Annotated in this window: 20 protein-coding genes; 9 read left to right on the top strand and 11 right to left on the bottom strand. The window is 55.9% G+C overall.

The genetic code is table 11. From position 1 onward, the window contains the following. Position 1: 1 nt before the first annotated feature. A complete protein-coding gene (locus L3068_RS11505; protein ID WP_059372957.1) occupies positions 2–988 on the top strand; it encodes an SDR family oxidoreductase in 987 nt (328 codons plus the stop codon). Here the strand turns inward: L3068_RS11505 and L3068_RS11510 are convergent, their stop codons facing one another. The 8 genes from L3068_RS11510 to L3068_RS11545 form a co-directional block, all read right to left on the bottom strand. Beyond that, a complete protein-coding gene (locus tag L3068_RS11510; protein WP_117581659.1) occupies positions 989–2,614 on the bottom strand; it encodes an alpha-amylase family protein in 1,626 nt (541 codons plus the stop codon). An 8-nt stretch (positions 2,615–2,622) separates the two neighbouring features. After that, a complete protein-coding gene (cydB, locus tag L3068_RS11515; protein ID WP_014883788.1) occupies positions 2,623–3,633 on the bottom strand; it encodes a cytochrome d ubiquinol oxidase subunit II in 1,011 nt (336 codons plus the stop codon). After that, the gene (locus tag L3068_RS11520; protein WP_014883789.1) at positions 3,633–5,036 is read right to left on the bottom strand and encodes a cytochrome ubiquinol oxidase subunit I; all 1,404 of its coding nucleotides are present in this window, start codon (positions 5,034–5,036) and stop codon (positions 3,633–3,635) included. Before L3068_RS11520 ends, cydB begins: the two co-directional genes overlap by 1 nt. Positions 5,037–5,104: 68 nt before the next feature. Continuing rightward, the gene (locus L3068_RS11525; protein WP_008502274.1) at positions 5,105–5,977 is read right to left on the bottom strand and encodes a manganese catalase family protein; all 873 of its coding nucleotides are present in this window, start codon (positions 5,975–5,977) and stop codon (positions 5,105–5,107) included. A gap of 15 nt (positions 5,978–5,992) precedes the next feature. After that, entirely contained in the window at positions 5,993–6,499 is a 507-nt protein-coding gene (locus L3068_RS11530; protein WP_014883791.1) for a ferritin-like domain-containing protein, read from the bottom strand. Positions 6,500–6,523: 24 nt separating this feature from the next. Then, the gene (locus L3068_RS11535) at positions 6,524–6,727 is read right to left on the bottom strand and encodes a hypothetical protein (RefSeq protein ID WP_023335667.1); all 204 of its coding nucleotides are present in this window, start codon (positions 6,725–6,727) and stop codon (positions 6,524–6,526) included. Between the two features lie 23 nt (positions 6,728–6,750). Then, entirely contained in the window at positions 6,751–7,245 is a 495-nt protein-coding gene (locus L3068_RS11540) for a YciE/YciF ferroxidase family protein (protein ID WP_008502272.1), read from the bottom strand. A 93-nt stretch (positions 7,246–7,338) separates the two neighbouring features. Beyond that, on the bottom strand, positions 7,339–7,524 hold the full coding sequence (locus tag L3068_RS11545; RefSeq protein WP_014883792.1) for a con-10 family general stress protein: 186 nt from the start codon (positions 7,522–7,524) through the stop codon (positions 7,339–7,341). Between the two features lie 527 nt (positions 7,525–8,051). Here L3068_RS11545 and hglS point away from each other — a divergent pair. Both hglS and L3068_RS11555 read left to right on the top strand, forming a co-directional pair. Next, a complete protein-coding gene (hglS, locus tag L3068_RS11550; RefSeq protein WP_014883793.1) occupies positions 8,052–9,395 on the top strand; it encodes a 2-oxoadipate dioxygenase/decarboxylase HglS in 1,344 nt (447 codons plus the stop codon). Positions 9,396–9,438: 43 nt separating this feature from the next. Further along, on the top strand, positions 9,439–10,944 hold the full coding sequence (locus L3068_RS11555; protein ID WP_047344220.1) for a carboxylesterase/lipase family protein: 1,506 nt from the start codon (positions 9,439–9,441) through the stop codon (positions 10,942–10,944). On the opposite strand, the gene L3068_RS11560 is transcribed toward L3068_RS11555, so the two are convergent. Beyond that, positions 10,931–11,773, bottom strand: a complete 843-nt coding sequence (locus tag L3068_RS11560; protein ID WP_014883795.1) for a LysR family transcriptional regulator — start codon at positions 11,771–11,773, stop codon at positions 10,931–10,933. The genes L3068_RS11555 and L3068_RS11560 overlap by 14 nt on opposite strands. A 114-nt stretch (positions 11,774–11,887) precedes the next feature. Here L3068_RS11560 and L3068_RS11565 point away from each other — a divergent pair, with 114 nt between their 5' ends. The 4 genes from L3068_RS11565 to rimL all read left to right on the top strand — a co-directional run bounded on the left by L3068_RS11565 (position 11,888) and on the right by rimL (position 16,384). Continuing rightward, complete coding sequence (locus L3068_RS11565) at positions 11,888–13,057, top strand: pyridoxal phosphate-dependent aminotransferase (protein WP_014883796.1); 1,170 nt, start codon at positions 11,888–11,890, stop codon at positions 13,055–13,057. A gap of 10 nt (positions 13,058–13,067) precedes the next feature. Then, positions 13,068–13,841 (top strand): transporter substrate-binding domain-containing protein, encoded by a 774-nt coding sequence (locus L3068_RS11570; protein ID WP_023330389.1) that lies wholly within the window; start codon positions 13,068–13,070, stop codon positions 13,839–13,841. 242 nt (positions 13,842–14,083) lie between these two features. Next, positions 14,084–15,739, top strand: a complete 1,656-nt coding sequence (locus L3068_RS11575) for a glucan biosynthesis protein D (RefSeq protein WP_117581661.1) — start codon at positions 14,084–14,086, stop codon at positions 15,737–15,739. A gap of 105 nt (positions 15,740–15,844) precedes the next feature. Beyond that, positions 15,845–16,384: a 50S ribosomal protein L7/L12-serine acetyltransferase gene (gene rimL / locus L3068_RS11580; RefSeq protein WP_117581663.1), complete on the top strand. Its 540-nt coding sequence runs from the start codon at positions 15,845–15,847 to the stop codon at positions 16,382–16,384. On the opposite strand, the gene ydcK is transcribed toward rimL, so the two are convergent. After that, positions 16,379–17,359 carry a YdcK family protein gene (ydcK, locus tag L3068_RS11585; RefSeq protein ID WP_047027945.1) on the bottom strand — a complete coding sequence of 327 codons (981 nt, stop codon included), beginning with the start codon at positions 17,357–17,359 and terminating at the stop codon, positions 16,379–16,381. The two genes, rimL and ydcK, sit on opposite strands and share 6 nt — an antisense overlap. A 122-nt stretch (positions 17,360–17,481) precedes the next feature. Here ydcK and tehA point away from each other — a divergent pair, with 122 nt between their 5' ends. Continuing rightward, on the top strand, positions 17,482–18,483 hold the full coding sequence (gene tehA, locus L3068_RS11590) for a dicarboxylate transporter/tellurite-resistance protein TehA (protein WP_059372947.1): 1,002 nt from the start codon (positions 17,482–17,484) through the stop codon (positions 18,481–18,483). Beyond that, the gene (gene tehB / locus L3068_RS11595; protein WP_117581665.1) at positions 18,483–19,076 is read left to right on the top strand and encodes a tellurite resistance methyltransferase TehB; all 594 of its coding nucleotides are present in this window, start codon (positions 18,483–18,485) and stop codon (positions 19,074–19,076) included. Before tehA ends, tehB begins: the two co-directional genes overlap by 1 nt. On the opposite strand, the gene pepT is transcribed toward tehB, so the two are convergent. Further along, entirely contained in the window at positions 19,073–20,302 is a 1,230-nt protein-coding gene (gene pepT / locus L3068_RS11600; RefSeq protein ID WP_117581667.1) for a peptidase T, read from the bottom strand. The genes tehB and pepT overlap by 4 nt on opposite strands. Positions 20,303–20,385 lie beyond the last annotated feature (83 nt).

A 20,385-nucleotide genomic window follows, 5' to 3' on the forward strand; every position in this document is an offset into this window, starting at 1 on the left:
TATGGCTGTCATAGTGATTACTGGCGGGACGGCGGGCGTGGGAAAAGCCACGGCACTGCACTTTGCAAAGGCGGGCTACGATGTGGGACTTATCGCCCGCGATGAAGCCAGCCTGCACTCCACTCAGGAGGAATTAAAGCGCTTTGGGGTCAATGCCCACGCGGTGCAGGCGGACGTCGCCGACAGTAAGGCGGTGGTGGATGCCGCTAACGAGATTGAGTATCGCCTTGGGGCGATTGACGTGTGGGTTAACAATGCCATGGGCGCCGTGCTGGCACCGTTTCGCACCCTTACGCCGGATGAGTTTCGTCGTGTGACTGACGTGACCTACCTCGGCTTTGTCAACGGCACTCGCGCCGCGCTGGAGCTGATGGTGCCCCGCGACAGAGGCGTGATTATCCAGGTGGGATCCGCGCTGGCCTACCGTTCCATTCCTTTACAGTCCGCTTACTGTGGCGCCAAAGCGGCGATCCGCGGCTTCACCGATGCGGTGCGTACCGAACTGATGCATGAAAACAGCCGGGTTCAGCTTTCGATGGTTCAGATGCCGGGGCTTAACACGCCGCAGTTCGAATGGGCGAGGAATAAGTTCGCCTGGGCGATGCGCCCGGTGCCACCGGTTTTTGAGCCCGAAGTCGCCGCCCGCGCCATCTTTAAGGTTGCACAAAAACCGGTACGGGAACTGTGGGTGGGAAGCAGCACGATTCAGTCGATCGTCGGGCAATTTCTTTTCCCGGGTTTACTTGACCGGCTAATGGTTAAAAAAGCCTGGGAAGGTCAGATGACCGACGATCTGAACGCACCGGATCGCCGGGACTATCTTGACCAGCCGGTTAATGATCTGCACAAAATTCATGGCCGTTTTACAGACGAGGCGAAGAACCGAGCCCCGTCCGTCACCTCCGGTATGCCTGGCAAGGTGGCGCTGGGCGCCCTCGCGGTGGCGGGGATTATGCTGACCCGCCTGATAATTCGAGGGAGAAGATAATCAGCGCAGCGCGCTACGGTGGGTCCAGAACCAGCGGTAACCGTAGCCGCCAAGAGTGAGCTCGACGGTTTTGCCGCACACCAGCGCGTCGTCGTAGCGTTTGTCCGCGAGACAGGCGGTCCAGGTGGCATTGCGGATCCCTTTTGCGGCGAACTTCACCGGATGGTCGCTGAAGTTGACGAAGGTCAGGATGCTGCGTTCATCGGTCTCGTAATACAGCCCCAGCACCGCGTCGTGATCGAGGGTAATGAGACGAAAGGGCGCAACGGCAATTTCGGGGAACTCTGAGCGGGTATTGGCAATATCCATGATTCGGTGCAGAAGCGAGTTGCGGTGAAGCAGCGAATCAGCGACGTTGATTTTCTGATAGCGATACGGGCCGCGATCGATGATGGGGGCAATAAATTTTTCCGGATTGGCCGCGGAAAAACCGCCCCCCGTCGATCCGGCCCACTGCATGGGCGTACGAACGGCGTAACGCTCTTCCAGTTCCAGGTCGTCGCCCATGCCGATCTCATCCCCGTAGCGCATCACCGGGACACCCGGCAGGGAAAAGAGCACGGCGTGACAGAACGCCAGCCGCTTGTGATCGCCATTCAGCATCGGCGCCAGGCGGCGGCGGATCCCGCGCTGATAGACGTTCATCTCTTCGTCAGGGGCGAAGGTATCAAGGACAAACTGCTTATCTTTCTGACTAATGCCCTCCAGATCCAGCTCGTCATGATTGCGCAGCCAGTTGGCAAAACAGCATGAGTCGGGCGGGACGATCATCTTTTTCACCGCATTACGCAGCGGACGGGCGCTTTTCCTCGCCAGGCTGACGTAAAAATACTTATTGAGCCAGAAATTGAGCACCAGATTCAGGCGTTCGTTATTGCCGAAGTAGTCTTTATACGTCTTGACGTCGACGTCGACTTCACCCAGCAGGATCGCGTCTGGATTACGTTGCTCAATAAGACGGCGCATATGCTCCAGGATCCACAGCCCCTTTTTTTCGTCACCGTTTCCTGCCTGTCTGGTGAGGTGGGTGGCGGCGTCCAGGCGAAAGCCCGACACACCCAGCTTAAGCCAGAACAGAATGATGTTCTCAATCTCTTTAAGTACCGCAGGCGAGGTCAGGTTCAGATCCGGCTCATGGCGGTAAAACATATGCCGGTAGTACTGTCCCGCCTCGTCGTCCCAGCTCCAGACGCTCTTTTCCACGCCGGGAAACATTGGGGGCGTGTCGTCATCGTCGTTGTCCGACCAGAGGTAGTAATCACGATAGGGGGATGCCGGGTTTCGGCGGGCCTGCTGGAACCACGGATGCGCGTCTGAGGTATGCTGGATCAGCAGCTCAATTATGACCTGCATGCCCAGCTCCCGGGCCTGTTCGATAAAGGCGATGATATCGGCCAGTTTACCGAAGCGCGGATCCACCTGCAGATGGTCGCTAACGTCGTAGCCTTCGTCCAGAAAGGGGGTGAGGTAAAATGGGGTGATCCAGATAACCGTCGCGCCCATGCGGCGGATATAACGCAGCTTGGCCGCAATTCCGGCGATGTCTCCACAACCATCGCCGTTCATATCATAAAACAGTGCGGTATCAATTTGATAAATAATGGCCCGTGTATGCCAGTCTGTCATAGCGTTCCTCAGTGATAGCCTTCAGTATCCGACACTTTGCCCCGGAAGACGTAGTAGCTCCAGGCGGTGTACACCAGAATCACCGGAATGATCAGCAGGGTGCCGACCAGCATAAATAGCTGGCTGGCGGGCGGTGCCGCGGCTTCCCACAGGGTGATATGGGGCGGAATAATGTTTGGCCACAGGCTGATACCCAGGCCGCTAAAACCGAGGAAGATCAGCCCCAGCGTGAGCAGGAACGGACGCGAGTGGCTGGCCGGGTTGCGGGTCAGCCGCCAGATCAGCACCGTAAACAGCCCTACCAGCAGGGGAACCGGCAGGAACCAGAAGAAGTTGGGCAAGGTAAACCAGCGGTCGGCCACGTACTGCCAGCCAAGCGGCGTCCAGACGCTGACCACCGCAATAACCACCACCAGTGCCAGCAGCACGTGGCGCGTCAGCTCGCGCATGCGGTTTTGCAGTGCGCCTTCACTTTTCATTATGAGCCAGGTGGTCCCCAGCAGCGTATAGGCAACGACCAGCCCGATGCCACAGAAAAGATTGAAGGGCGTCAGCCAGTCAAGCGCAGAGCCGACAAAGCGCCGGCCTTCCACGTCAAAGCCATTGATCACTGCCCCTACGACGATCCCCTGGCTGAAGGTGGCGAGCAAGGACCCGCCTGCGAAGGAGTAGTCCCAGAATTTGCGGTGTGAGGGCGTCGCTTTAAAACGGAACTCAAAGGCGACGCCGCGAAAGATGAGGCCGATGAGCATGGCGGTGAGGGGGATGGTCAACGCATCAATAATCACCGCGTAGGCCAGCGGAAACGCGCCGAACAATCCCGCGCCGCCGAGTACCAGCCAGGTTTCGTTACCGTCCCACACCGGGGCCACGCTATTAACCATCACATCGCGTTCCCTGGCATCGCCCACGAAGTTGAACAGCAGACCGATGCCCAAATCAAAGCCATCCATAATGATGTACATCAGCGTGGCAAAGACGATGATGGCAAACCAGATAACAGCGATATCAACGCCCATCAGATTCTCTCCTGTTCTGAAACGGACTCCGCGGCAGACAGCGGACGGGCGGGAGTGCCCGACGTGTTTGACGTCAGCGTATCGACGGGCTGCGGACCTTTCTTAATCAACCTGATGAGGTAAACATACCCCACGCCGAACACCGACGAGTAGACAACGAAGAAGGCCAGCAAGCTGATGCTCATTTGCAGAGTACTGTGCAGGGAGACCGCATCAATCGTGCGCAGATAACCGTAGACCACCCACGGTTGACGGCCCACTTCGGTGGTCACCCAGCCGGCGAGCAACGCCAGCAGACCCGCTGGCCCCATGCAGAGCGCAAACCAGTGGAACGGACGCGAGTGGAAAAGCCGGTGACGGTAGCGTAGCCAGAGGCTGAGCAGACCGAGGGTAATCATCAGCAGCCCCATCCCGACCATGATGCGGAACGACCAGAAAACGATGGTCGAGTTTGGGCGATCTTCTTTCGGGAAATCTTTCAGGGCCGGAACCTGTTTATCCAGGCTATGCGTCAGGATCAGGCTGCCGAGCGCGGGGATCTCGAGGCCGTATTTGGTGCGTTCCTCCTCCATATCCGGCAGGCCAAACAGCAGCAGTGGGGTGGCCTCGCCGGGCGGATTTTCCCAGTGTCCCTCAATGGCGGCGATTTTGGCGGGCTGATGCTCAAGCGTGTTCAGGCCGTGCATATCGCCCACCACCGCCTGGATGGGGGCGACCAGCAGTGCCATCCACATGGCCATCGAGAACATGGTTCGGATGGCGGGCGTATCGTTACCGCGCAGCAGGTGCCAGGCACCCGACGCGCCGACAAACAGCGCGCTGCTCAGAAACGCGGCAATAGCCATATGAATCAGGCGATAAGGGAAGGAGGGGTTAAAGACGATTGCCAGCCAGTCTTGCGGAATGACCTGTCCGTTCTCGATGGTGAACCCCTGCGGCGTATGCATCCAGCTGTTGGAGGCGAGGATCCAGAAGGTCGACATTAAGGTGCCGAGCGCGACCATGCAGGTGGAAAAGAAGTGCAGGCCCGGGCCAACCTTATTCCAGCCGAACATCATTACACCCAGGAAACCGGCTTCCAGGAAGAAAGCGGTTAAGACTTCATAGGTGAGGAGTGGACCGGTGATACTGCCCGCGAACTGTGAGAATCCGCTCCAGTTGGTGCCAAACTGGTACGCCATGACCAATCCGGAAACGACCCCCATACCGAAGTTAACGGCAAATATCTTTAGCCAGAAGTGATACAGCGATCGCCAGACGTCGTTTTTGGTGCGCAGCCACATCCCCTCCAGCACGACCAGATAGCTGGCGAGTCCGATGGTGATCGCGGGAAAAAGGATATGGAACGAGACGGTAAAAGCGAACTGAATTCTGGCCAGATGGAACGCGTCGAGTTCGAACATGGTCCGTACCTCTGAAACGATGGGGCACGAGAATTGCCGGGCAGTTTATGGCTGCCCGGCAAAACCGATTACGGTTTAGTCTTACCGGCACCCAGCTCGGCACCGGTCAGCGGGTCGGAATGTGGATCGGACTTCGTACGGGCAGACATCGCCTTGACCAGGGTTGCCTGTTCGGTTGTGAGCGTGACGCTTGCGCTGCCATCGCCGCCGTCAACCGCAGGCTGGGGGGACTCAACGTAATCGAAATGTTTATCGCTGTTCCAGCTTCCGCGAACCTCTCCACCTTCAGACATATTGTAGTACTTGTTGGTGAATTCCTCGATTGGCGGCAATTTTCCCGGCGGGAAATTATTACGGATAGACTGCAGCGCCTTCTCAAAGGAGAGCTGATGCGCCGCCTCGCGCGTCATCAGAAACGCCAGGGCATCCTTTACGCCGGGATCGTCGGTCACGTTGATCAGACGTTCATAGATGATTTTCGCTCTTGCCTCTGCTGCCACGTTTGAGCGCAGGTCCGCCGTTGGCTCGCCGATGGTGTCCACGTAGGCCGCCGTCCAGGGCACGCCCGCAGAGTTAGTGAGCGGGGTGCCACCACCGTAGAGCAGGGAGGTAATATGGCTGTCATTGCCGTTTTCGGTCATGGACCGATACAGCTCGGCCTCGTTTTCCACCCCTTCCGCCAGCGCGCCTTTCGCGCCTTTATTCAGCATGCCCACCAGGGTACCGATGATTTCGAGGTGGCTTAACTCCTCGGTCGCGATATCCATCAGCATATCTTTACGGCCCGGATCGTCATCGCTCAATCCTTGCGTAAAGTACCGGCAGGCGGCAGCCAGTTCGCCCTGCGGCCCACCGAACTGTTCCAGTAAAAGATTGGCGAGGCCTGGGTTCGGTTCAGCAACGCGAACCGTGTATTGCAGCTGTTTAACGTGTCGGAACATGGCGATTCTCCCTGATTATTTTTTTGCTTCGACGCCCGATGCGTCTGAACGCAGCAGGAACTGTTCCGTGGTCTGCGGAATATGACGAATCAACCAGTCGGCCATTTCGCGCTCTTCGGCGAGGATCGTTTCAATAGCGGGTATCGAGGCGGTATCGCCCGCTTTTTTCGCCGCCGCGAGCAGGGAGGTATAGCAGGCGATTTCAAACTGTTCGAAAACATAGCCGCTGATCGACCCCTTAACGATCTCATCAGACGGGAACATGCCGCCGATGGACTGCCCCAGCGCCGCCATTTTGCTCATCGAGTCTTTTAAAACTGAACGAGAAATATCATTCCGGTCGAGGATTTCTTCCAGCAAGGTAATTTGCCGTTTTGTCTCATTAATATGCTGCTCAATTCTGGCGCGAACATCAGGATAATTATCAATACGGCTGGCCATGGATTCCAGCATAGATTCGGCTTGCTTTTCCATCGCATGGGCATCGCGTAGCCAGTCATGGTAGTGTTCTACGTGATTCATCATTGTATCCTCATTAGGGTTCGCTTATTTGGTCTCACTTTCAGCAGCCTGATCGGCACGCGCGGCACTGTAACCAGACAAATGGCCGACAATATTAGCGTAGATGCTGATGATAATGACCCATAGTACGCTGCTCTTCCACCATATTACGGAAGGGATAGCGAGAATGAACCATATTATAGCTGCCGTTAAATGGCACCGTTTAATTGTCCTGGGACTGATGCTCATTTTATTTAACCTGTGTTATAGCGTCATTTTTGCGCTTTTTGGTTAATATTTCCTACGGCCAGATCGGTGAGTTTAAGGTCGGTCTCTTTTTCTTCTTCCAGTGTTTCTGCAAGAAGCTTAACGGCTTTTTTATAGCCAAGCTGCTCTGCCAGGGTGGCAAGGGTACCGTAGCTGGCTATTTCGTAATGCTCCACTTTTTGCGCAGCGGCAATTAACGCGGCATCACGCACTTCATTTTTTTCCGTGCTTTCGATGACTTCATTAGCTTCTTCAATTAAGCCTTCCATTGCGACGCATTTCATGCGCTTGAGCTTGATGCCGTCTTCCTGTTCTACGATCTGGTCGATACGTTCGATCTGACCTTGCGTCTCTTCAAGGTGTGCGGTAAAGGCGGCGCTCAGCTTCTCGCTGGAGGCGGCGCGGGCAAGTTTGCTTAACGCTCGGGTAAGCTGCTTTTCTGCGCTGTAGGTATCCGACAGAAGATGAATAAATACATCCTCTACACTTTTCATATTCATAATTATTACGCTCCGGTAAAATAAAGAAGGGTACTGCGAGCTTTTCAGCCCGCAGCATGCTCTCTGGTTTTATTAAAAGAGTACTAAATAAGATCAGGAGTTATCAGATTTACGGCCTCCGCCGTGACTGTTCTGTCCCCCTTTCTTACCCGCTTCAGATGCGCGTTGCGGATCGTTTTTAAAATTACCACCGCTGTGCTGGCCACCTTTACGACCAGCTTCTGATGCTTTTTCACGGTCTTGCGCGAAATTACCTGAACCACCACGATGCTCTGCCATATTAAACCTCATGTTCATATATTGGTTATGTCAGTACGATACGAATATATTTCGTATCACTCGTCGTTCGAGTAATAACTCTAGTCGCTGAGCGCCATTCGTCAAATGCGCTTTGCTATTTGCGGTATCGTTATTTTGAAATAATGAAGGCTTTACGCTTCGCTTACCTTGAAAATATGAAGAGGTGGGAAGGACTTGTAAGCGAAGGGTGGGATTAGTCCTAAGTTTGCACTAAAAATTTGAAAGCTGAGGGTAAAAACCACGGTATGCTCAATCCGATTATTTTACAGACGGTAAGACCTGAAAAACGTACTCCTTTATAGCTATAAAACAGCACCAAAAATAATTATAGGGAAATTCCAGAGAAAAATAACGAGGCGGCAGAACCGTCCTGATAAGGTCTGCTCAAGCTCCGGTAGCACACGGTTTGACCACTGTCGTCTTAAGATCACAAATCAGAAATTCTTCCCCCCGGAAGGAACGGGTTTCTCTACACTCCAGGTAATATTCACTGGAGGCATGACATCATGGCGAACACCATCACGGCTGATGATATTCGGGAACATTTTTCGCAGGCTATGTCGGCGATGTACCAGCAGGAAGTTCCGCAGTACGGCACGTTGCTCGAACTGGTCGCGGACGTAAACCTGGCGGTTCTGGAAAATAACCCGCTATTACATGAACAACTGGCGAACGCCGATGAACTTGCCCGTCTGAACGTGGAGCGCCACGGCGCGATCCGCGTCGGCACGGCGCAAGAGCTTTCCACCCTGCGTCGTATGTTTGCCATTATGGGCATGTATCCGGTCAGCTATTACGATCTCTCGCAGGCGGGGGTGCCGGTTCACTCAACGGCGTTTCGTCCGGTAGATGATGCGGCGCTGTGCCGGAATCCGTTTCGTATCTTTACCTCACTGCTGCGCCTTGAGCTGATAGAAAACGTCCCGCTACGCGAGCGCGCGGCGGAGATCCTTGCTCAGCGGAACATTTTTACCCCGCGCTGTCTGGCACTTCTCGATCTCTGGGAATCAGAAGGGCAGTTTACTGACGTCCAGGCGCGTGAGTTTGTGCAGGAAGCGCTGGAAACCTTCCGCTGGCACCGCCATGCGACGGTCGATCAGGAAACTTATCTGGCACTGCATAACGAACATCGCCTGATTGCGGATGTGGTCTGCTTCCCGGGGTGCCATATTAACCACCTCACGCCGCGCACGCTGGATATTGACCGGGTGCAGGAGCTGATGCCGAAGTATGGTATTGAGCCCAAAATTCTGATCGAAGGGCCGCCGCGTCGTGACGTGCCCGTGTTATTGCGTCAAACCAGCTTCAAGGCGCTCGAAGAGCCGGTGCTGTTTGCCGGTGAACATAAGGGCACCCACACCGCCCGCTTCGGTGAAATAGAACAGCGCGGCGTGGCGCTGACGCCGAAAGGCCGTGAACTGTACGATAGCCTGCTGGCTAAGGCCGGTACCGGCAAAGATAACCTGACGCACCAGCTTCATTTGCGTGAGATTTTCAGCGCCTTCCCGGACAGCGAGCTGTTAATGCGCCGCCAGGAACTGGCTTATTTCCGCTACCGTCTGACGCCCGCCGGGGAAGCCCATCGTCATGCGTTCCGTCCCGGCGACGATCCGCAGCCGCTGATTGAGCGCGGGTGGGTCGTTGCCCAGCCGATTACCTACGAAGATTTTCTTCCGGTCAGCGCCGCCGGGATTTTCCAGTCCAATCTCGGGAATGAAACTCAGGCGCGCAGTCACGGTAATGCCAGCCGCGACGCGTTTGAAGCCGCGCTCGGCTGCCCGGTGTATGACGAATTCTCCCTCTATGAGGAGGCTGAAACGCGCAGCAAACAGCGTTGCGGTTTGCTCTGAAACCGTTACTCTGCAGGGGTGTGATGGAAAAAATAAGGTCGTTATGCAAAATCCTTCCGCCCCTGTGGTTGAAACGCGCCAGGGCGCACTGACTGGTTTAACCGATGAAAATGTCCACCGCTGGTGCGGTATTCCCTATGCTGCACCGCCAGTGGGTGACTGGCGCTGGCGCTCACCGCGCCCACCAGAACGCTGGGATGGCGTTCGCGATGCCACTGCCTTTTCGGCCTCAAGCTGGCAAAGCAGTGAATATTGTCAGGAGCTGGGCGGGGGCGATCCCGGCCAGTTCTCTGAAGACTGTCTCTATCTGAATGTCTGGTCCCCCGTCGACCGCCCGGGATCGCTTCCGGTGATGGTCTGGCTGCACGGGGGCGGGTTTACGATTGGTGCCGGTGGCCTGCCACCGTATCACGGCAAATCGCTGGCCGCGCGCGGCGTGGTTGTGGTCACGATTAACTACCGTCTCGGCCATCTCGGCTTTTTCGCCCATCCCGCGCTGGAGGGGGAAGAAGAGCGGGTAGTGCATAATTTTGCTCTGCTTGATCAGATTGCCGCGCTTGAATGGGTGCGGGAGAATATCACCGCGTTTGGGGGCGATCCGCATAACGTGACCCTGTTTGGTGAGTCCGCTGGCGCCCGCAGCGTACTGTCGTTGCTGGCCTCGCCGCTGGCGGAAGGGCTGTTCCACAAGGCGATAGTCCAGAGTGGATATACCTTGCCCGACACGCCGCGCCAGCAGGCGCTGCAAAAAGGGGAAGCACTGGCCGCCCATTTTGGGCTGGAAAACGCGACGGCAGAGCAGCTGCGCGCGATCCCGCCTGAGTCATTCTGGCCGCTGACCGCGCCACTCAACATCGCCCCGGCGCCGATCGTCGGGGATTGCGTCCTGCCGGAGGCCATGCTGGATGTTTTTTTCGCTGCCCGCCAGCACCCTGTGCCGGTGATGATAGGTTCTAACAGCGATGAAGCCAGCGTCATGGCGGTGTTTGGCATCGATCTCGCCGGGCAAATCCAGAAACTTCGCCGGGAGCGCCGTTTTGGGCTGGGGCTCATCAAGCTGCTTTATCCGGGTGTGAAAGGCGACGAAGAGCTGGGCAGACAGGTGTGTCGCGATATGGCGTTTACCACCATGGGCTATGTCGTGATGCAGGCGCAGCAGCGTGTCGGCGGGCTTTGCTGGCGTTACTGGTTTGACTATGTCGCTGAAGCGGAGCATGCCACCTATATCAACGGCGCGTGGCATGGCAATGAAGTGCCCTACGTGTTCGATACCCTCGGCCAGGTGGAGCCTTCACGTCAGTATGTCAACGAACGGGATTTACAGTTTGCTGCCAGGGTAGCCGATTACTGGGTAAGCTTTGCGCGCGATGCCGGAACGCATGATAGCCTGTCTGGGCCGACGCACTGGCCCGCGTGCCGCAAAGGACGGGACGTGCTGCTACGTATCGGTGTGAATAAACATGCAGGTTTCAGGCTTGAAAACCGCTTTATGCGCGCGCGCATGAGCCTCTTTAAACGGGTGATGAAGCACCACGTCAGCCTCGATTAAGTAAACAGGCGCGAAACGCCGCCAGACCATTTTCTTCGTCAGGCGTTTCGCGCAGCACCAGCCGGTAGCTCGCGCCGGTTTTTACGCTTGTCTCATAGGGCCGCATCAGCCTTCCGGCACCCACATCTTCTGCCACCAGCGTTTCGTCGGCAATGGCGACGCCCAGCCCCTGAATGGCGGCGGTAATGGCGAGATCCATCGTATCGAAGTGTTGATTTTTGTGCATAACAAACCCGGGACCTTCCTGCTTCGCCAGCCACAGTGACCAGTCGGTCTTATCCCGCGTCGGGTGAAGGAACGTCAGTGAACCCAGCGTTGTACCTGCCCGCACCGGGCTGATGACCGGCGTGAGCGCCTCTTCGAACAGCAGATCGCCTGCGCTCATATGCGTGCCAAACACAATGGCCGCGTCGTAAGATTCGGTTTTGAAATTGACGTTATGATCGGTGGTGGTCGTCAGCGCGATCTGCAGATCCGGATGCGCGTGCTCCACCTCCAGCAGGCGCGGTACCAGCCAGCGCATGGCGCAGGTAGGGGCCTTAAGCCGGATCACGGTATGCTGGCTACGGGCCTGGTCGGCCACGGTCAGCAGCTGTTCGAAAGTGGATTGCAGCTCCGGAAGCAGGGCGCTGCCCTGCGGTGAGAGGCGCAGCCCGCGGGCGTGGCGCTCAAACAGCGGAAAGCCAAACCACGCCTCAAGGGAGGCGATCTTACGGCTCACGGCCCCCTGGGTCAGACACAGCTCTGCGGCGGCATGGGTAAGATTCAGATGACGCGCGGTGACTAAAAATGCGTCAATGGCGTTAAGGGGGAGCGAACGGCGAGACATTGAAACACCTCAGCTATGCATTTTTCTCATGGCTATTATGACAACAATTCGATTGTCCCGGCAACGCACTTGTTGTTTGAATAGTTATGCAATGTCCATGAGAAGGGAAAGAGGATGACTTTACGAACGCCGGTACAAACGCGCTCCAAACTGCCAGATGTGGGGACCACCATTTTTACCGTTATCGGCCAGCTTTCGGCACAGCATAACGCCATTAACCTTTCTCAGGGCGCACCGAATTTTTCCTGTGACCCGAAACTGATTGCAGGCGTCACCCGAGCGATGGCGTCAGGGCATAACCAGTACGCGGCGATGACCGGCCTGCAGCCGCTGAAAGAACGCATTGCCGATAAAATTGCCACGCTCTACGGCACGCAGTATGACCCTGCCAGCGAGGTGCTGGTGACCGCCAGCGCCAGCGAAGGGCTCTATTCAGCGATAAGCGGTCTCGTGCACCCCGGTGATGAGGTGATCTACTTTGAACCGTCCTTTGACAGCTACGCGCCGATTGTCCGTCTGCAGGGGGCAACCCCGATTGCTATCAAACTCACGGTGCCGGATTTTGCCGTCAACTGGGATGAGGTGCGTGCCGCGATCACCCCGCGCACGCGCATGATCATCATTAACACGCCGCACAACCCGAGCGGTCAGGTCTTCTGTGCCAATGACCTGCAACAGCTGGCGGCGCTGACGCGCCAGACCGACATCATTATTTTGTCTGACGAAGTGTACGAACACGTGGTTTTTGACGGTGAACCGCATCATGGAATGGCCACGCACCCGCAGCTGGCGGAGCGCAGCGTGATTATTTCATCTTTCGGAAAAACCTATCACGTCACCGGCTGGCGCGTAGGGTATTGTGTCGCCCCGGCGGTACTGATGGATGAGATTTGTAAAGTCCATCAATTTTTAATGTTCTCTGCCGATACGCCAATGCAGCACGCCTTTGCGGAGCATATGGTCGATCCGCAAACCTGGCTCTCGCTGTCGGCGTTTTACCAGCGTAAGCGCGATCTGCTGCACGGTCTGCTGGCCGATTCGCCGTTTACCCTGCTACCGAGCGCCGGGTCGTTCTTCATGCTGGCGGATTACAGCGCGTTCAGCGATGAGCGCGACAGCGAGCTGGTGAAACGGCTGATCGTGGAGTACGGCGTTGCCACTATTCCGCTGTCGGCGTTTTATGCGGACGGTACGGATAATAAATTGATTCGTCTCTCTTTTGCGAAAGATGAGGCGACGTTACGGGCAGGTGCCCAGGCCCTGTGTCGGGTTAAATCACGCTGAGGAGTATAAGATGAAATTACGCGCGTTAGTCGTCGGCATGGGATTGCTGTGTACCTTTTCGTCCTTCGCGGCGACCGAGCTGCGTTATGGTCTGGAAGCGGAATATCCGCCGTTTGAAAGCCGTAATGCCTCAGGCGAACTGGAAGGGTTTGACGTTGAGCTGGGGAATGCCATTTGCAAAGCGGCAGCGCTGAAGTGCAGCTGGGTGGAAACCTCGTTTGACGCGCTGATCCCGGGCCTGGTGGCGAAGAAATTCGACGCCATTAATTCGGCGATGAATATCACCGAGCAGCGCCGCAAGAGCATTGATTTTACCCAGCCGATTTACCGCATTCCGTCGCAGCTGGTCGGCAAGGCTGGTACGGCGGTAGAAGCGACCCCAGAAGGGCTGAAGGGGAAAACCATTGGCGTGCTGCAGGGCTCAATTCAGGAAACCTATGCGAAAGAGCACTGGGAAAAGCAGGGTGTCACCGTGGTGTCTTATAAAGATCAGAATATGGCCTGGGGCGACCTGCTTAATGGCCGTATCGACGCCTCGCTGGTGATGTCCGCGGCCGGGCAGGCAGGTTTCCTCAGCAAGCCGCAGGGGAAAGGGTTTGGCTTCATCGGCAAACCGGTGTCTGACGACACTATCCTCGGGAGTGGGATCGGTTTTGGGTTGCGTAAAGGTGACGAGGCCACCAAAAAGCAGCTTGATGCCGCGATTGATAAAGTGCGTGCCGACGGCACGATCGCTAAACTCGCTGATAAGTACTTTCCGGGTATCGATGTCAGCGTAAAATAACCGCCTCATTTGCCCCGGCGATCGATGTCGCGTCGGGGCATTTTTCTACACATTTTCCAGGCTTTCTTTACACCACTTTCGGGCCGTTCTGGTCGACAGAAAATATTTCTCACTTTGTTCATATAATCACCGGCCAACAATTGGATTCTTAACCATTTTTGTTTAGGCTGTGCGTTCTTTCTTGCCGTCATTTCGCCGAGCGCGAAACACATTCACACGACCATAAGGACGTTTTTCCAGGCATGAATCGCAGACGTTTTCTAAAAGGCTCGCTGGCAGTGGCAGCCCTGAGCGGCACCTCTGGCCTTGCTTCCCTGTTTTCCAAAGCGGCATACGCTGCTGACTCTGACATCGCTGACGGTCAGAGCCGTCGTTTTGACTTCTCCGTACTGCAATCCATGGCGCATGACCTGGCGAAAACCCCGTGGGGTGGTGCGCCACGTCCGCTGCCGGACACGCTGGCCACCATGACGCCGCAGGCGTACAACGCCATCCGCTACGATGAGAAGCAGTCTCTGTGGAACAACATTGAAGGGCGTCAGCTGGACGTGCAGTTCTTCCATATGGGAATGGGGTTCCGCCGCCGCGTGCGGATGTTCTCGCTGGACCAGTCGACCTCTATGGCGCGTGAAATCCACTTCCGACCGGAGTTGTTCAGCTACGGTGAAACCGGTGTGGATACCAAACAGCTGGAAGGGCAAAGCGATCTTGGCTTTGCAGGCTTCCGCGCCTTTAAGGCGCCGGAACTGGCGCGTCGCGATATCGTCTCTTTCCTCGGCGCAAGCTATTTCCGTGCGGTTGACGATACCTACCAGTACGGCCTTTCCGCGCGCGGTCTGGCAGTAGACACCTTTACTGACACGCCGGAAGAGTTCCCGGACTTCACCTCCTTCTGGTTTGAAACCGTTAAGCCAGGTGACACCACGTTTACCGTCTATACGCTGCTGGACAGCCCGAGCATTACCGGTGCCTATAAGTTCGTGATCCACTGCGAGAAGAGCCAGGTGATCATGGAGGTGGAAAACCACCTCTATGCGCGTAAAGACATTAAACAGCTCGGCATCGCGCCGATGACCAGTATGTTCAGCTGCGGCAATAACGAACGACGCATGTGCGACACCATTCACCCGCAAATCCATGACTCAGACCGTCTGGCGATGTGGCGCGGCAACGGAGAGTGGATCTGCCGTCCGCTGAACAACCCGCAGAAGCTGCAGTTCAACGCCTATATGGACAAAAACCCAAAAGGGTTTGGTCTGCTGCAGCTGGATCGTGATTTCTCGCACTATCAGGACGTGATGGGCTGGTATAACAAGCGTCCAAGCCTGTGGGTAGAACCGCGCAACGACTGGGGTAAAGGCTCGGTTGGTCTGATGGAGATCCCGACCACCGGTGAAACGCTGGATAACGTGGTCTGCTTCTGGCAGCCGGAGAAAACGGTGAAAGCGGGCGACGAGCTGGACTTTAAATATCGCCTGTACTGGAGCGCAATGCCGCCGGTGCGTTCCCCGCTGGCTAATGTTTTCGCCACCAGCACCGGCATGGGCGGTTTCCCGGAAGGCTGGGCGCCAGGTGAAAATTACCCGAAAGTGTGGGCGCGCCGCTTTGCTATCGACTTTGTCGGTGGCGACCTGAAGGCCGCTGCGCCAAAAGGCATCGAGCCGGTGATTACTCTCTCCAGCGGTGAGGCGAAGCAGGTTGAGATCCTGTACGTAGAACCGTTTGACGGTTATCGCATTCTGTTTGACTGGTACCCAACCTCGGATTCGACCGAGCCGGTAGATATGCGCCTGTTCCTGCGCTGTCAGGGGGATGCCATCAGTGAAACCTGGCTGTATCAGTATTTCCCGCCAGCGCCGGATAAACGTCACTACGTTGATGACCGGATAATGCGTTAATCCTTGTGGGATTGTGCCGGGTGGCGCTAACGCTTACCCGGCTTACAAATGCGTCCAGAGTAGGCCGGGTAAGGCGCAGCCGCCACCCGGCAATTGAGGGGCACCATGTCTGCAGAAATTATCCCAGTTACCCAGAATATCGAGCTTCGCGCCGTCGAAGAGCGCTATACCGCCGATCTCCATCTCCTCGTCGTCAAAAACAAAACCTGGCTGCAAACCGCCTTTGACTGGGCGCAGCACGTGGGCGCGGAAGAGGATACCCGCCGCAATGTGCTAAGTAACCAGATGCTGCACCAGCGCGGCTACGCCAAAATGTTTTTGATCTGGCGGGATGATGCGCTGGTCGGCGTGCTGTCGTTTAATTCGATAGAGCCTGCCAACAAAGCGGGTTATATCGGTTACTGGCTGGACGAGGCGCATCAGGGGAAGGGGATCCTCTCTCAGTCATTGCAGGCGTTTATGCGCTATTACGCTGAGCGCGGCGAGATCCGCCGTTTTGTGATTAAGTGCCGGGTGGCGAATCAGAGCAGCAACAACGTTGCCCGGCGCAACGGTTTTACGCTGGAAGGGTGCCTGCGGGAAGCGGAATACCTGAATGGCCGCTTTGAAGATGTGAACATCTACGGGAAGATTTTTACCCTATAGCGCCCCCAGCAGCGGTGTGCGGGTGATGCGCTGGTCGCCGTTAATCACCTTTTCGCCACGCAGGTGAATGCTCTCACCCGAAAAGGCTTCAATGACTGCATCGTCGGTGATTTCAACCCGATGCTCGATCAACACATCGCCGCTGATCCGGGCGCGTCCCTGAATCACCACTTTATCGTCAAGCATGATCGGCCCCCCGCGCAGCCATGCCTGACCGCCGATCAGAACGTGGTGCTTAATGACGCAGTTGCCTTCCACGACTGCATTTTCCGCCACCTGCGAACTGTAGCGCACGGTGGGGATGGCGTCGTCGTCGAAACCGGCAATCAGACGGGCGTTACCGTATACCTTTGCGCAGTCGCACACCCAGACGTTATTGAGATCGTTCCCTTCGAGGATCGCACTGTCGAATACCTCAGCGCGGTGTTCAATAAACGCATTGTTCACCATCGCTTCGCCGTAGATCTGTGCCTGATGCACAACGCGCGACCGGCTTACCGTCGCTTTGTCATAGATTTGCAGGATCTGGTCGTGGTCCGGCGTCAGTCCTTTGGCGGCGATGATGACGCTGTTATGCAGGATGCGCGCGTCGCCGAAGATGTGGCACTCGCCCCGCACGCAGGAGTGCTGAATTGTGACGTTGTCACTTATCCGCGCGCCGTGACTGACTTCGGCGCTGTCCAGCCAGCAGTGACCGCTGATGCGGGCGTCATGGCTGACGGTACAGGGCAGGGTCAGGCGCGCGTGATCCGACACGGTAGCACCGGCGAACACCACGCTGTTCTCGTCATAGATCCAGCAATCCCCATTCTGTGACAGGGCGCGCGCGTCATCAATCCAGCCACCTTTCGTACCGGCCGTGACATCGTTAAAATCTGCCGTGGCGATGATCTGCCGTAAGGTTGTCGTGTGGGTTGTTTCGCCGCTTTTCCATTGCCAGAGGCGGGTTTCATCGCTGAGCCGATACTTTTTCATCGTGTGATCCCTGATAAGCGTCTTCACTAAACGTAGCAAACTTTTGGTTTTTCGTTGTGCTGGCATCCGTTGCGGAAACCCCTTAAAATGGCATTTAAAATACATTTTAAAAATTAAAATTAATGGATAAACTCAATCCCCCACAGAAAGTGCTTAACTTGCCCGCTGGGTATTTTGGCATGGTGCTTGGCATCATTGGCATGGGTTTCGCCTGGCGATACGCCAGCACGCTCTGGCCGGTGACACGGTGGCCGGGTGATGCGCTGGTGGCCCTTGCCGTTACGTGCTGGTTTTTGCTGACGGTGGCCTTTATCATCCGCGCGATCCGTTTCCCGCGCAGCGTGCTGGCAGAGATGAGGCATCCGGTGATGAGTAGCTTTGTCAGTCTTTTTCCGGCGACGACGATGCTGGTCGCCATCGGTTTTGTGCCCTGGTGCCGCCCGATTTCAGTCGTGCTTTTTGGCGTGGGGGTGGTGACACAGCTGTCTTATTCCGCCTGGCAAAGCGCGGGACTCTGGCGCGGCAACCATCCGCAAGAAGCCACGACGCCGGGTTTATATCTGCCAACCGTGGCGAATAATTTTATTAGCGCCATGGCGTGCGGCGCCCTGGGGTTTAACGACGCCGGTTTAGTGTTCCTGGGGGCGGGTGTCTTCTCCTGGCTCAGCCTGGAGCCGGTTATTCTTCAGCGCCTTCGCAGTGCCGGAGAACTTCCGACCGCGCAGCGCACCTCTTTGGGGATTCAGCTTGCGCCCGCGCTGGTGGCCTGTAGCGCCTGGTTTAGCGTTAACGGTGGTGAAGCCGACACCTTTGCCAAAATGTTGTTCGGTTATGGCCTGTTGCAACTGCTGTTTATGCTGCGTCTGTTGCCCTGGTACGTATCCCAGCCGTTTAATGCTTCTTTCTGGAGTTTCTCCTTTGGTATATCCGCACTGGCAACCACCGGGCTGCATCTGGGGCACAGCAGCCCGTCGGGCTTTTTCCACGTGATTGCCGTACCGCTTTTTATCTTCACCAACGTCATCATTGGGATCCTGTTGGTCCGTACTTTTATTCTGCTGCTTCAGGGCAAACTTCTGCTGCGCACTGAAAAAGCACTGCTTATGCAATCTAAGGAAAAATAATGTCCGTCGATGAAAATTACTTCACAGAGAAATATGGTTTAACCCGTACACACTCAGAGGTGGTGTACAGCGCGGGGATCGTGAAACCGAGTAAAACCCTGGATCTGGGCTGTGGCAATGGCCGTAACAGCCTTTATCTGGCGGCCAACGGGTACGAGGTCACTGCCTGGGATAAAAATCCGATGAGCATCGATAATATCGAGCGCATCAAAGCGGCAGAAGGCATTGAGAATCTTCACTCGGCCATCAAGGATCTCAACAACCTGAGCATTGACGGCGAGTATGACTTTATTCTGTCTACCGTGGTGCTGATGTTCCTTGAGGCAAAAACCATCCCGGGTCTTATCGCCAATATGCAGCGTTGCACCAAACCTGGCGGTTATAACCTGATCGTTGCCGCGATGGACACGGCGGATTATCCGTGCACCGTCGGCTTCCCGTTTGCGTTTAAAAGCGGTGAACTGAGCAACTACTATGAAGGCTGGGAGTTGCTCAAATACAACGAAGAGGTTGGCGAACTGCACCGCACCGATGAACACGGCAACCGCATCAAGCTGCGCTTTGCTACGATGCTGGCGCGCAAGCCTGCTTAACGCGCGGCCAGCAGGCAGAGTTGCAGGGCAGTGTGGTAAGACGCCTCGAACGACGACAGCGGCAAGAATTCAAACTTCGAATGGAAGTTATGCGCGCCGGTGAAGAAGTTCGGGGTGAGCAACCCTTTTGCCGAGAGCGCTGCGCCGTCTGTACCGCCGCGCATCGGCGTCGGTTTTGGGGTGATACCCAGTGATTCCATCGCCGCAAACATCAGATCGATGGCACGCCTGTCTTCGCCAATCGCATTGCTGATATTGCTGTAAGTATCTTCAATGCGATAGTCCACTTTTGCCGTCGGATACCGGGCGGCGATCCGTGCGGTGACATCAGCAATCTGCTGCTTGCGGGAAGCAAAGTTGTCCTTGTCAAAGTCCCGAATATTGGCCTTCAGAACGGCCTCGTTCTGCCCGGCCTGAATGCCGTTAAACCAGATGTAGCCTTCACGGCCCTCCGTGCACTCTGGCGTTTGCTGGCGGTCAAACTGGCTGATAAAGTCGGTCGCCATTAATAACGGGTTTACCAGCACCCCTTTAGCAGACATCGGGTGCGCCGTTACGCCGGTAAAGCGGATCTCAGCGGCTGCCGCATTAAAATTCTCATAGACAATCTCCCCCAGCTCGCAGCAGTCAATGGTCCAGGCAAAGTCGACGTCGAAGCGTTTCAGATCTAACGCTTTTGCCCCCTTAAGGCCAGTCTCTTCGTCGGGTACAAACGCGACCACAATGTCGCCATGTTTATGCTCAGCGGTCAGGTTTTCCAGCACGGTCATGACCACGGTCACCGCTGCTTTATTATCTGCGCCTAATACGCTGGTACCGTCGCTGAAAATAATCTCTTCATTCGGGTAAGACAGAATTTCCGGATGCTCACTTACCCGTAGCCAGATCCCTTTCTCTTTATTCAGACAGAGATCTTCACCGGTAAACGTTAATATTTGTGGATGAATATCCGGCGATAATCCCACGTCCACGGTATCAATGTGAGTAATAAATCCAATGCGCGGTGCACCAGGTACATTACCTTTTTTAACCGCCGTTACCGTGGCGAACTCGTCGATCACAATGTCGTCTAAACCCAGCTGTGCCAGCTCCTGCGCCAGCTCTCGTGCCATCTCGTGCTGCCCCGGTGTTGAGGGTAAGGTTTTGACGCTGGGATCGCTCTGACTGGTAATGGCGAGATAGCGGAAAAAGCGATGTGTTAATTGTCTGGAAAGCGGCGTGCCCATAGCGTTTTCTTCCTTATTTATTTTTCGGGTGTTTGCCACATCACTTTAATGTTATTTATGAAATGGCAAAAGAATTAATTAGC

The organism is Enterobacter cloacae complex sp. ECL414, assembly GCF_021869685.1.
Lineage (GTDB): Bacteria > Pseudomonadota > Gammaproteobacteria > Enterobacterales > Enterobacteriaceae > Enterobacter > Enterobacter kobei.

Bases quoted from the DNA above. Each gene is read 5' to 3' on its own strand.
- pepT (WP_117581667.1), bottom strand. From the start codon at position 20,302: ATGGGCACGCCGCTTTCCAGACAATTAACACATCGCTTTTTCCGCTAT.
- L3068_RS11530 (WP_014883791.1), bottom strand. From the start codon at position 6,499: ATGAATCACGTAGAACACTACCATGACTGGCTACGCGATGCCCATGCG.
- L3068_RS11510 (WP_117581659.1), bottom strand. From the start codon at position 2,614: ATGACAGACTGGCATACACGGGCCATTATTTATCAAATTGATACCGCA.
- L3068_RS11565 (WP_014883796.1), top strand. From the start codon at position 11,888: ATGACTTTACGAACGCCGGTACAAACGCGCTCCAAACTGCCAGATGTG.
- cydB (WP_014883788.1), bottom strand. From the start codon at position 3,633: ATGGGCGTTGATATCGCTGTTATCTGGTTTGCCATCATCGTCTTTGCC.
- hglS (WP_014883793.1), top strand. From the start codon at position 8,052: ATGGCGAACACCATCACGGCTGATGATATTCGGGAACATTTTTCGCAG.
- ydcK (WP_047027945.1), bottom strand. From the start codon at position 17,359: ATGAAAAAGTATCGGCTCAGCGATGAAACCCGCCTCTGGCAATGGAAA.
- L3068_RS11545 (WP_014883792.1), bottom strand. From the start codon at position 7,524: ATGGCAGAGCATCGTGGTGGTTCAGGTAATTTCGCGCAAGACCGTGAA.
- L3068_RS11535 (WP_023335667.1), bottom strand. From the start codon at position 6,727: ATGAGCATCAGTCCCAGGACAATTAAACGGTGCCATTTAACGGCAGCT.
- L3068_RS11560 (WP_014883795.1), bottom strand. From the start codon at position 11,773: ATGTCTCGCCGTTCGCTCCCCCTTAACGCCATTGACGCATTTTTAGTC.
- L3068_RS11505 (WP_059372957.1), top strand. From the start codon at position 2: ATGGCTGTCATAGTGATTACTGGCGGGACGGCGGGCGTGGGAAAAGCC.
- L3068_RS11520 (WP_014883789.1), bottom strand. From the start codon at position 5,036: ATGTTCGAACTCGACGCGTTCCATCTGGCCAGAATTCAGTTCGCTTTT.
- rimL (WP_117581663.1), top strand. From the start codon at position 15,845: ATGTCTGCAGAAATTATCCCAGTTACCCAGAATATCGAGCTTCGCGCC.
- L3068_RS11575 (WP_117581661.1), top strand. From the start codon at position 14,084: ATGAATCGCAGACGTTTTCTAAAAGGCTCGCTGGCAGTGGCAGCCCTG.
- L3068_RS11525 (WP_008502274.1), bottom strand. From the start codon at position 5,977: ATGTTCCGACACGTTAAACAGCTGCAATACACGGTTCGCGTTGCTGAA.
- tehA (WP_059372947.1), top strand. From the start codon at position 17,482: ATGGATAAACTCAATCCCCCACAGAAAGTGCTTAACTTGCCCGCTGGG.
- L3068_RS11540 (WP_008502272.1), bottom strand. From the start codon at position 7,245: ATGAATATGAAAAGTGTAGAGGATGTATTTATTCATCTTCTGTCGGAT.
- L3068_RS11570 (WP_023330389.1), top strand. From the start codon at position 13,068: ATGAAATTACGCGCGTTAGTCGTCGGCATGGGATTGCTGTGTACCTTT.
- L3068_RS11555 (WP_047344220.1), top strand. From the start codon at position 9,439: ATGCAAAATCCTTCCGCCCCTGTGGTTGAAACGCGCCAGGGCGCACTG.
- tehB (WP_117581665.1), top strand. From the start codon at position 18,483: ATGTCCGTCGATGAAAATTACTTCACAGAGAAATATGGTTTAACCCGT.